This is a genomic window from Streptomyces sp. NPDC002795, assembly GCF_042888725.1.
Lineage (GTDB): Bacteria > Actinomycetota > Actinomycetes > Streptomycetales > Streptomycetaceae > Streptomyces.
This window is the reverse complement of sequence record NZ_JBIAQB010000029.1, coordinates 1-1,415: the sequence shown is the minus strand read 5'-3', so window position 1 is coordinate 1,415 and position 1,415 is coordinate 1. Positions and strand designations below refer to the sequence as shown.

The 1,415-nt window shown below is 55.4% G+C and carries 1 rRNA gene; it reads right to left on the bottom strand.

Going from position 1 to position 1,415, the window contains the following annotated elements:
* Window positions 1–23 precede the first annotated feature (23 nt).
* Window positions 24–1,415: ribosomal RNA gene (locus ACFYWS_RS39605) — 23S ribosomal RNA — on the bottom strand; the annotation flags it as partial.

Below are 1,415 nucleotides of genomic sequence, written 5' to 3'. Positions count from 1 at the left end.
CAACACAGTGGACGCGAGCAACTGAGGACAAGCCCTCGGCCTATTAGTACCAGTCACCTCCACACCTTGCGGTGCTTCCAGATCTGGCCTATCAACCCAGTCGTCTACTGGGAGCCTTAACCCCTCAAAGGGGGTGGGAATACTCATCTCGAAGCAGGCTTCCCGCTTAGATGCTTTCAGCGGTTATCCTTTCCGAACGTAGCCAACCAGCCATGCCCTTGGCAGGACAACTGGCACACCAGAGGTTCGTCCGTCCCGGTCCTCTCGTACTAGGGACAGCCCTTCTCAATATTCCTACGCGCACAGAGGATAGGGACCGAACTGTCTCACGACGTTCTAAACCCAGCTCGCGTACCGCTTTAATGGGCGAACAGCCCAACCCTTGGGACCGACTCCAGCCCCAGGATGCGACGAGCCGACATCGAGGTGCCAAACCATCCCGTCGATATGGACTCTTGGGGAAGATCAGCCTGTTATCCCCGGGGTACCTTTTATCCGTTGAGCGACAGCGCTTCCACAAGCCACTGCCGGATCACTAGTCCCGACTTTCGTCCCTGCTCGACCCGTCGGTCTCACAGTCAAGCTCCCTTGTGCACTTACACTCAACACCTGATTACCAACCAGGCTGAGGGAACCTTTGGGCGCCTCCGTTACTCTTTGGGAGGCAACCGCCCCAGTTAAACTACCCATCAGACACTGTCCCTGATCCGGATCACGGACCCAGGTTAGACATCCAGCACGACCAGAGTGGTATTTCAACGACGACTCCACAACCACTGGCGTGGCCGCTTCAAAGTCTCCCACCTATCCTACACAAGCCGAACCGAACACCAATATCAAACTATAGTAAAGGTCCCGGGGTCTTTCCGTCCTTCTGCGCGAAACGAGCATCTTTACTCGTAGTGCAATTTCACCGGGCCTATGGTTGAGACAGTCGAGAAGTCGTTACGCCATTCGTGCAGGTCGGAACTTACCCGACAAGGAATTTCGCTACCTTAGGATGGTTATAGTTACCACCGCCGTTTACTGGCGCTTAAGTTCTCAGCTTCGCCACACCGAAATGTGACTAACCGGTCCCCTTAACGTTCCAGCACCGGGCAGGCGTCAGTCCGTATACATCGCCTTACGGCTTCGCACGGACCTGTGTTTTTAGTAAACAGTCGCTTCTCGCTGGTCTCTGCGGCCACCCCCAGCTCAGAGTGCAAGACTCATCACCAGGAATGGCCCCCCTTCTCCCGAAGTTACGGGGGCATTTTGCCGAGTTCCTTAACCATAGTTCACCCGAACGCCTCGGTATTCTCTACCTGACCACCTGAGTCGGTTTAGGGTACGGGCCGCCATGAAACTCGCTAGAGGCTTTTCTCGACAGCATAGGATCATCCACTTCACCACAATCGGCTCGGCATCAGGTCTCA